Raw genomic sequence first — 9,628 nt, 5'->3', positions numbered from 1 at the left:
GCTCTTGGGCAGCAGCTCCAGCACGGGCTGTATGCTCTCGATCGAAATATCGAGCTGTGCCAGAACCGAGTTGACAAACATCAGCAGCGGGAACATGGAAAACAACAGGAAATACGACAGCTCCGCCACCTCACCGGATACCGCCCTGAACAATTGATGGCATAGAAATAATGCTTCCCATATGTTTTCATAGGAATCCATCCGGTAGGTGGACAAAAGTTTCTCCCACAAATCCTCGGATATATACCTTTCAATAAACTTATAGTTCTTGCCTACACTTAATTTAAAGCCTGTTTCGATGCCGACCTTCCATGATATCATTCTCAGCAGCTCATGGCGAACAATCTGATTAAAATGATCAATAGCAAATAAAATTTCCTTACGGCACAGTCCCTTAACCACATAGGTAGTGGTGTTCCAGAATTCATTGCAGCAGTCATCGTATTCCCGGGCACTGGGTTTTCTTATATGATAATCCATGTCGGTCGGAACTACAGCTTGCTGAATCCTTCCATCCTTATCCAGAATAATCTTTATCAATTTATCGTCATTCAGGTAGTTTCCCAACTCTTCCAGGGGCAATAAGGTAAGGTCTATTTTATTATAATCATCAAAAAGTATTATATAGGAGTAGCCTTTCTCTTCAGCCGGGAATAGTTCCATATCCTCCGGTTTTTGCATCATTATAATATTCCCGAAGCTTTTAAGCCATTCATCCTTTAAAGTAAAGGATTCCACATCTGTTACGAAGTATGTGACATCATAATCCTGGAATTCGTCCTTAGGTATATTAATATTTGCGCGTGACCCCTCAAGGGTCACAATTCGAATACGTTCATCCTGTTCTGCTAAAGAAAGTACTAAATCCATCATTTCTTTTTCTGATCTCATTTACATACTCCTCGTTTATTTTTTCTATATTATTACATCTTCTTTTTTGCCGATACAATCAGCATCATTGGGCGTCGCATTTCATCCGCCATCCCCGGAATATCCATCATGTTCTCTGGCGGCTGTGGCTCCACAATCTGATTTATTATAAAACTATTTGAAAGCAGTGTATTTAGATATGTGGTCAGTGTTCTATGATATTTTGTAACCTTTTCTTCCAAAAACATAGCTGTCCGTTTGCCCTCATAATAATAATTGTCCACCGGGAAATGCAGTATTTCTCCTTTTTCGTTATAATACCAGTCTTGTGTTCCATGAGCAGTAAAAACTGCTACATAATGAAACGCAAGCGAACTTAGTATTACATCAAAGCTCTCCTCTGGGAAATCCACATCTTCTATGGCACAGCATTCATATTCAATCTGTGGAAAATGGGTTTTTCCTTTTGCTACTTCGAGCATTTTATGAGAAATATCAACACCTACTACAGAGGAAGCACCGTTTTCCATCGCATATATACAGTGCCATCCATAGCCGCATCCTAAATCAAGCACACGCTTACCCTTAAAATCAGGTAGCATCTTTTTCAAAGTCTCCCATTCTCCCGCACCAGCCAGTCCTTTCTGCGAGCGACTCATTTGACTGTATTTTTGAAAAAATATATTATCATCATATTTGTTTTCTTTCATCTGAACTCTCCTCGTTTAAAAAGTTATTTATCTCCGATACAATTTCATTCACTTCATTATAAAGCTTCTCGGTCATGTCGTAGCATTCAAAAAGTGAGATACCGAGTACTTCAAAAATATGATTTACCTTCTCGGTATATTTTTCAGGTTTATGTTCAAAAGTTTCAAGCAGTTTTATAGCTTTCTTTTCGTTGATACAATAAGCATTATTACATGCAAATAACACTTGATTTAAACATGAAACTATACGAAAAACATGACCCGCAATATAATATTTATCGTCTGTTCCCGAATTTGCTTTTACAAACATTAAAGAGAACCCTGCTTCAAACATAAAAAAGTTAACTAAACTTTTCTGCAAAGCATTGGGATAAGTTTCTGCCTGTTTTTTTAATTCGCATAAGCTTTCATTCTTAGCATATAGTATTTTGCTAATCGCTAATTCTCCTCGATACATTGCACTAATATAACCATGGGGATGCCCAGTCTGATAATTGGCAGTAACAATTCCGTGCTCTGTATCTTTCATTATTTGTTCCACACGTTTAATATCACGTAAAATTAAATCCACATGATACCCGTTTATGACTAACCATCCGCCGCCATTAATCCAATCACCCCATGCTCCGGGAGGTACAACAAGGTTATTTCTATGCTCATCATCCAGCTTTGTAGCGAATTGATTAATAGTATTTATGTCAAATGATTCTGAATTGTAATAGATGCCGATATCTATATCCGAATCCTCTGTATGGGTGCCCCTTGCACGTGAACCACCTAAAACAATACCTTCTATATAAGACAGAGAGGATAATTTCTCTGCTACTGATTTAATAATATTATCTACCATCAAGCATGCTCCTTTTATCGATTCACTGCTGTAAAAATTCCAAGCCAAATCTTTTGCTTCTACTCAACATATTTATAATTTTTTTAATTTCACAAAAGATAGCTAATAAGCACATTATAAGAATGATTCTGATTTTTTTCTTCACTTTTATTTTTCTCCATTTCAGCACATTGTTTTATTTTTGGGGTTTTTCGATTTCATCATTTTCTAATTCAATCACATCCAGAATGCCACAATTCAAGGATTCGCAGATACGAACCAGCGTTTCCATGCTGATATTTTTCCCTTTTCCCATATTAGCAATCATATTTGTGGTAAGACCGGCGGCAATCCGCAAGTCCTCTTTTCTCATATTGCGCTCAACCAGCGTATGCCAGAGGGGTTTATAGCTTATGTGCATTTATCCTCCTGCCTTTCTCCCGGTTCCGGGGTTCCTGCTCCTATTATATCAAAGTTCTTGCTATTCCACAAACATTTCTTGATACAACCGCCGGTTCCGTCTGGATTGTGCTTTTCCTTTCTTCTCTTGATTACATCTACTTAGCCATGAGCTGCTTCATGCCTTGGCTTTTTGCACCTGGATTGTCGTTACCATAACCTTCCAGAAGGTTAATCACGCCCCACACACCCAGGCCAGCGCCCAGGGCGATCACCAGGGTTTGGAGCACTTCGATTGCGCTGTTGAAAAATTCCATAGACAGCTTCTTGCCGGAATCTCTATATTAGGTTCAGTCATGTGTCATAGGCATACAAAAGCCGGAACAGTCTGCCGCGCCATACGGCGGCCTCGATTCCGGCGTCCTCCTTTTTTCAAAATTTTGTTGTGACTGTCCGCTTTGTACGCCAGGGCCTCCGGGGAGGCAGTTGCGGCGAGTAGATCAAATCACTCCTCTCTCAGCGGAACATCATTCCTCGTCTGCGGCGTCGATCTCGTACACGTCGCAGACCTCGTTGGCCTTGAGCTTTAGCCGGGTGGACAGAAAACGCTCGATGTCAAAGGTGTTTTTCTCGTCGTAGTCAGCCAGATAGATGTAGTTGGGGTGCTTGGTGATGTCGTACTTGTTGGACAAAAAGGGCCGGACGCCCCGGAGCTGGAGGATGCACTTGCCGCCGTCCAGGACGGCCAGCTCATCCACGCTGGCAAGGTCCTTCCCCAATTTTTGATAATTGATGGAGTGGGACAGCTCCCGCCCCCGGCTCTCGCCGGTATTGAACGTGTCGATGGTCTCCTTGCCCAGGGCAGCAGACAGCTCCTTGAGGGTTGTGGGCTCCGATCCGCCCAGGAACAGCCTCGCGTCCATATTGCCGATGATGGTGTCGGCGTTGTCCTTATAGAGGGCTTTCAACTGGGACTGTGCCTGGAGGAACAGGCAGGCGGAAATCTCACGGCTTCGGATGGTTGCCACCAATTTCTCCAGCCGGGGGATCTGTCCGATGTTGGCCGCCTCGTCGATGAGGCAGCGCACATGGACCGGAAGCCGCCCGCCGTACACGTCGTCGGCTTTTTCGCACAGCAGGTTGAAAAGCTGGGTATAGGCCATGCTGATTAAGAAATTAAAGGTGTCGTCCGTGTCGCTCATAATGAAGAACAGGGCGGTCTTGCGGTCCCCCAGGGTGTCCAGCTCCAGCTCGTCATAGGCGGTCAGCTCCCGCAGCTCCCCAATATCGAAGGGGGCCAGCCGGGCACCGCAGCTCACCAGGATCGACTTGGCTGTTTTGCCCGCCGCCAGCTTATATTTGGCATATTGCCGGACGGCGAAGTGGCCGGGGTCCCGCTCCTTCAGCTCGTCAAACATCAGGTCTACGGGGTTCTTGAACTCCTCGTCGTCCTCCCGGACCTCCATGGCGTTGATGAACTCCAGCAGGGTGGCGAAGTTCTGTTCCTCGACAGGAGCCTCGTAGTGGATGTAGCCGATGAGCGCCGTGTAGAGCAGGGTCTCGGCCTTCTGCCAGAAATCGTCCCCGGATTTACCCTCTCCCTTGGTGTTCACCATGAGGCAGTTGACCAGCTTCAAAATATCCTTCTCGCTGTGGATATAGGCGAAGGGGTTGTAGTGGTGGGATTTTTTGAAATTGATGGTGTTCATAATTTTGATGCGATAGCCCTTGCGGCGCAGCATCTTCCCACACTCGATCACCACGCTGCCCTTGGGGTCTGTGACCACGAAGGAGCAGGGATATTTTTCGCTGTCACATTGCATCAGGTTGGGCTTGAGCACAAAGCGGGTCTTGCCGCTGCCGCTCCCGCCGATAATGAGAAAATTTTTGTTCCTGGCGGTCTTGGGGTCCTTGGGCCGGTTGTTCATGGTCAAAAACTCCGTGGCCGTCAGGATCACGTTGTTCTCAAAGATGGGGTCCATGAAAGGGCGAATGTCCTCCTTGGTGCCCCAGCGGGCGCTGCCGTACTCCGCCCCCTTGCAGTATTTCTTGGCGTTCTTGCCCTTGATATAGACCGCCAGCCGCAGGGCGGCACCACAGCACAGTCCCACCAGCAGGTCCAGGGGGTGGAAGCTGGGGAGCGCGGATTGGAACGCGGCGGCAAAGCCGTCCAGCAGCCCCAGCAGCTTGGCCGAGGCGTCCGCGCCGGGGGCCAGCCTCCACGCCTGACCCAGCTTGGTGGCATAGAGGGCAATCAGCACATAGGGCAGATTGGGAAGAAGGTACTTTTTCAAATTGACCTGTTTCACCGCTCCAGCACCTGCTTTCGTACCTTCTCGGCGGTGTTCCTGGCCAATCCCTTGAACCGCTCCAGCTTCTCCAGCACCGAGGGACGGGAGGCCCTGCGGACCTTCTGGCCCAGGTATTCCTGGAACGCGGCGTTGATGGCGTCAGTGTCCCGGCCCTTGAAGAAAATCAGGTACTTGGGTGGGGTGGCGGTCCGATCCTTTCTGATCGCATAGTCCACGCCATACTTCCGGGCGATTTGGTCAAAGCGGCGGATGTCCTTGTCCTGGAAGTCGATGCTGCTGACCCCCTGGTTCTGGTGGGTGAGCTGCTTTACCGTCTGCCTGCCCCGGTGGACTACCGGAGTCTCCCGCCTGCGCTGCTTGTCCAGCTTCACATTGCGGCGGTGGGCGGCGTATTTGGAGATTGCCGCCTTGAGCAGCCGTCCGGTGAACTTGGTGCCGCTGACAATCAGCGTCAGTGTTTTGTTCTCCACTTCCTCCTGCATTTCTACCACCTCCCATGCTCAGGAGGAAGGGCGGCCCTGCCGGGCCGCCCTGGAGAACCTCACTTCACCTCATGCCAGATCTCGTTTTCCGCTCCGGTGACGATGGTGTGGCCGTTGGCAGCCTCCATCAGGTCGTAGTAGGCCCAATAGTGGGGATTCTGGAGGTCGTGGAAGGTGTTCAGCTCGTCCTCGTTGCGGCGGATATAGGTCTCATCCGCCACCCGGCCCAGCATCCGGTTGACAATGGTGACGACCTCGGCGCGGGTGCTCTGGTCGCCGCCGTGGAACAGACCGTCCGGGTAGCCCACGATCCAGCCGTTCCGGGCAGCCTCCCGGATATACCGGGCCGCCCAGTGGTCCCGCGTCACGTCGGGGAAGGAGCCCTGATCCGTCTCATAGGTCTCCAGCTCCATCCAGTTGGCCAGTCGGGCGCAGACGGTGACAAACTGCTCTCGGGTGATGCTGGCCTCGGCGTGGAACTTGCCGTCATCGTAGCCGACCACCACGCCCAGCTGCTCCAGATAGACCACATAACCGGCATACCAGGCGTCGGGGTCCACATCGGGGAACCGGCTGGAGCGCCCGTCCGGCAGATCCTCGCCCCTGGTCTCGGAGAGGATGCGGGCGAAAATGGCGGCAGCCTCGGCGCGGCTCATGTTGCGGTCCGGGCCAACCGTGCCATCTCCATAGCCTACGATGTAGGCGAAGTGGTACTCGTCCGGCAGGGTCACAGCGCCGTCCTTGCCCGTCTCACCGGCGGCGGTGGTGCCGGTGCCGTCGGTGACGGTGACAGGCACATCGGGCTTGGCCTCGCCCTGGTTGTCTGTGACAGTGACGGTCACGGGGCCGTCCTCGTCAAAGTCGAACTCGCCGGGCAGGGTGACGGACACTTCGCCATCCTCGTCCACGGCAATCTCCGCACCGTCCACCGGCTTGCCGTCCTGGTCTGTCACGTCCACATTGACGGTGTTGGACTTGTCCGGGTTGCCCGTGTCGGTGCCGATGATCTCGCCGGCGGTGCCGGAGGCATCGGGGACGATAATCTGGCCGCTCTTGTCGGTATCCTTGGCGGCGTGGTTGTCCTTGGCGTCGGACACCTCCACATTCAGCCCCTTGGCGGGGGTGGTATCGGGCAGCAGGACCGTCACCACAGTCTGGTCGTTGCCATCCAGCAGGCGGCCATCCGGCAGAAGAACCGTAAAGGCGTCCTTGGCCTCGTCCTCACCGGGCAGCAGCGTCACCAGCGCACCCTTAATGGGGGCCTTCTCCATGTCCGTGACGATAACGGTGTACTGGCCCACCACGGCTTCGCCGTTTTCATCGGTGTAGGCGCTCTCCACCGAGGGGACCGTCAGCTTGCCGTCCTTGTTGGTCTGCCCCTGGGCCGTGCCGCCCAGGTCAGCCTTGACAATGACTGTTCTATCGGCCTGGGGGGTATTCTCATTGTCGGTGACAGTAATCGTGACACGGTTCCTGGCGTCCATGTCCTGGCCATCCGGCAGGTTCACGGTGATGTTGCCAGTGGTGCCCATGCTGACCTCGCTGCCCTGGATGGGCCGCCCGGTCTCGGTGCGCTCCACCGTGATCGTGAGGGTTTGGCGGTTGCCGTCGGCGTCCTCCCAGCCCACGGTGGCGCTGCCATCGCCGTCCGTGGTGCCGATGGTATCAGGGACCGTGAGCTGGCCTGCGGCATCGGTGGCGCCGCCGCAGGAGTTGGCGTTCTTGTCGGTGACAGCGATTGTCATACCCTCTACCGGCGTCTCCGTCTCGGACAGCAGGACGGTTACAGTGGTCTGGTCATCGTAATCCAGCAGACGGGAATTGGGCAGGCGGATGGAGATGGTATCATCCCCATGGAGGGTGACGGTGGCATTGGCAACAGGGTCGGTGGTGTCGGTGTCGGTGACGATCACCAGATACCGGCCCACAACGGCCTCGCCCTGGGAATCCGTGGTGGCCTGGTTGTAGAGCTGTTCCAGCTCCTCCGTCTCCAGCACCTCGCCGCAGACGGTACACTCCTTGTGGCGGCTGCCCTCGCTGCCCGTGGTGGGCTCCACGTCCACAATCCAATCGCTGGGGGTGTGGCCGGTGGGATCTGTATAGGCCCCATCATAGGTATCGCCGCAGCGGGAGCAGGTGTAGGTGGTATGGCCCATTTCCGTGCAGGTGGGCGCGGTGACTTCCTCTTGGTAGTCGTGGCCCAGGGCGTTTTCAATCACCGCGCCGCACTTCTCGCAGAGCTGGGGCTCGGTGCAGGTAGCAGGAGTGCCGGGCACATGGCCCGCAGCGGGGTCGCCCTCCAGTCGGGTCGCGCCGCAGCGGACACAGGTGTACTCGGTCATGCCTTCGCCGGTGCAGGTGGCCCCGGTGATCTCCTTGCCCTCATCCCAGCTATGGCCCAGGGGGGAGGTGTAGTCGGTGATAAAGCTGGAACCGCAGCCCTCACAGAGATGGATGGTCTTGCCGCCACCCTCACAGGTGGCCGGGGTGGTCTTGCTCACATAGTTGTGGGCCAGCGCCGGGGTAATGTCCTCAATATGGCGCTCCCCGCAGACCGCACACTCCCGCAGGGTGTAGCCGGGGCTGGTACAAGTGGCGGCGATGGTGGATGTGGAGAACTCATGCTCCCCCTGGGGGATGGTGGTTTCCTTGGTATCGCCGCACCGCTGGCAGATGTCCAGCGTCTTGCCGGGGGTCTCGCAGGTGGCCTCCCGGATGACGGAGCTCTGATAGGCGTGGCCCAGGGCCGCCTCATAGTCCCGCTTTTCAATCATGCCGCACTCGATGCAGAGGTAGCGGTCATAGCCCAGGGTCAGGCAGGTGGGGTCCACGCTGTCCAGCAACACCCAGTTGTGGTTATCGCCGCAGCCCTTGTCCTCACAGCAGCAGCCGTCACAGTCCGGGTCTTGGCACCCGCAGTTGGGATTGCCGCAGCCGCAGGAGCAAGAGCCGTCCTCGACGGTGGTTTCGTCCCGCAGGTGGACGAAGGCCACGCCGTCCTCCACCATGTCGGTGTCGTGGTAGGTGTAGGTGATCTCGTAGTACACGGGATAGTCCCCAGCCTCGGTGTAATTGGGAGCCGAAGTCAGGGTGCAGGAATTGGCCTCGTTGCCGTAGCGGATGGCCGTGGTCACTCCCGCGTCAGATAGATCTGACACGGTGACGGTGTGGGGCTGGCCGTCCACCACGCCGAAGTAATCTGCAATCACAGCTTTGGCGGCGGTGTAGGCGGTTTCGGCATAGCCGCAGTCCTCACAGGCGTCCATCTCCACAAAGCGGTCATGGGCCAACTCCGGACGAATGGCACTGTCCATGTGGTGGCGCTCCAGGGTAGAGCTTTCTTCCTTGAAGGTGCCGTAGCAGAAGCCGCAGTAGCTTCCGCTGGTGGTAGTGACGCGGTGATACCCGCTGTCCACCTGCTCAATGGTCTGCGTCTCCGGCAGCTCCTCGAAGAAGTCCTCCGCGCAGTCATAGAGCCAATACACGTTTTTGTCACAGGAGTAATTGGTGGCACCCATGTTGGTGTTAAAGGTGCCACAGGTCTCACAGACCGCCTTCGTCCAGTGGTAGCCGGTGTAGTAGGCATCCACGCCGGGGGTGCCGTCCAGCAGGTCGCCCTTGCTCTCCCCGTCCAGGCAGGTGCCATCCGAATACTTCACGTTGCGGGTCAGGGCCGTCTCCCCGTTGCGGGTGTACTCCGGCACACGGAACACTTGGAACGAGGTGTCCTGGTCACATACGCAGCAGTGGAAGGTCTCAATGGTCACAACGGAGTTGGCGTCCAGCTCATTGGTACGGTTGAGCGCCTCCTGCCAATGCTCGGCGGGATCGTGGTAGCCGTCCTCCTGCCCCGCAAAAGCTGTGGGCATCAGGGAGAACAGCATCGCCACGGCCAGGAGCGAGGCCAGCAGGGAGCGCAGCCGGGTGTGTTTGGGTTTCATGGGTGGTTTCCCTCCTTTGTATCAAACTCATAGTTGGTTTGGGGTGGTGCTTTGGGCCTGGGGAGGTCCCCGGACCCGAGGCCAG

6 protein-coding genes and 2 pseudogenes are annotated in these 9,628 nt (G+C 54.2%); all 8 read right to left on the bottom strand.

Annotation, left to right across the window (positions count from 1 at the left end; translation table 11 throughout):
* Positions 1-891 (bottom strand): aminoglycoside 6-adenylyltransferase (gene ant(6) / locus ACYQ3S_RS12360; protein WP_459689480.1); only part of this gene is annotated, 891 nt, incomplete at its 3' end.
* Positions 892-923: 32 nt separating this feature from the next.
* Positions 924-1,580, bottom strand: a complete 657-nt coding sequence (locus ACYQ3S_RS12355) for a class I SAM-dependent methyltransferase (RefSeq protein WP_459689479.1) — start codon at positions 1,578-1,580, stop codon at positions 924-926.
* Entirely contained in the window at positions 1,561-2,430 is an 870-nt protein-coding gene (locus tag ACYQ3S_RS12350) for a nucleotidyltransferase domain-containing protein (RefSeq protein WP_000228166.1), read from the bottom strand. Before ACYQ3S_RS12350 ends, ACYQ3S_RS12355 begins: the two co-directional genes overlap by 20 nt.
* A 196-nt stretch (positions 2,431-2,626) precedes the next feature.
* Positions 2,627-2,830, bottom strand: a pseudogene (locus ACYQ3S_RS12345) (helix-turn-helix domain-containing protein); the annotation flags it as partial.
* A 142-nt stretch (positions 2,831-2,972) separates the two neighbouring features.
* Positions 2,973-3,125: pseudogene (locus ACYQ3S_RS12340) on the bottom strand (Maff2 family mobile element protein); the annotation flags it as partial.
* Between the two features lie 210 nt (positions 3,126-3,335).
* Entirely contained in the window at positions 3,336-5,117 is a 1,782-nt protein-coding gene (locus ACYQ3S_RS12335) for a VirD4-like conjugal transfer protein, CD1115 family (RefSeq protein ID WP_459689476.1), read from the bottom strand.
* Positions 5,114-5,602: a PcfB family protein gene (locus tag ACYQ3S_RS12330; protein ID WP_459689474.1), complete on the bottom strand. Its 489-nt coding sequence runs from the start codon at positions 5,600-5,602 to the stop codon at positions 5,114-5,116. Before ACYQ3S_RS12330 ends, ACYQ3S_RS12335 begins: the two co-directional genes overlap by 4 nt.
* A 59-nt stretch (positions 5,603-5,661) precedes the next feature.
* Positions 5,662-9,543, bottom strand: a complete 3,882-nt coding sequence (locus ACYQ3S_RS12325; RefSeq protein ID WP_459689473.1) for an S-layer homology domain-containing protein — start codon at positions 9,541-9,543, stop codon at positions 5,662-5,664.
* Between the last annotated feature and the right edge of the window lie 85 nt (positions 9,544-9,628).

Source organism: Agathobaculum sp. TL06, assembly GCF_054658635.1.
Note: the sequence above shows the minus strand (reverse complement) of the source record. Positions and strands in the feature narration are given on the sequence as shown.